The sequence below is a fragment of the Frankia sp. Mgl5 genome (assembly GCF_023242985.1).
In the GTDB taxonomy this organism is placed as follows: domain Bacteria; phylum Actinomycetota; class Actinomycetes; order Frankiales; family Frankiaceae; genus Parafrankia; species Parafrankia soli.
This window is the reverse complement of sequence record NZ_JALKFY010000168.1, coordinates 1-263: the sequence shown is the minus strand read 5'-3', so window position 1 is coordinate 263 and position 263 is coordinate 1. Positions and strand designations below refer to the sequence as shown.

General features: G+C 58.6%; 1 protein-coding gene. It reads left to right on the top strand.

The genetic code is table 11. The features are described 5' to 3' along the window. Window positions 1–263: nucleoside recognition domain-containing protein (locus tag MXD62_RS08845; protein ID WP_368862345.1), on the top strand; the 263-nt coding region annotated here is incomplete at both ends.

The window sequence follows — 263 nt, the reverse complement described above, 5'->3', positions numbered from 1 at the left end:
ATATTGGTCTACGGCTGGTCGAAGCGGATTCCCGTCTACGAAACGTTTATTGAAGGAGCGAAAGGCGGACTGGGAACGACCATCCGCATCCTTCCGCATTTGATCGCAATGATGGTGGCGATTACCCTGTTCCGCGAATCGGGTGCGCTGGATCTCCTGCTGCGGGCAATGCGGCCGGTGCTCTCGCTGCTTCATGTACCTGAGCAGATCGTTCCGCTCGCTCTGCTGCGGCCGCTTTCCGGTACCGGTTCACTGGCGATCAC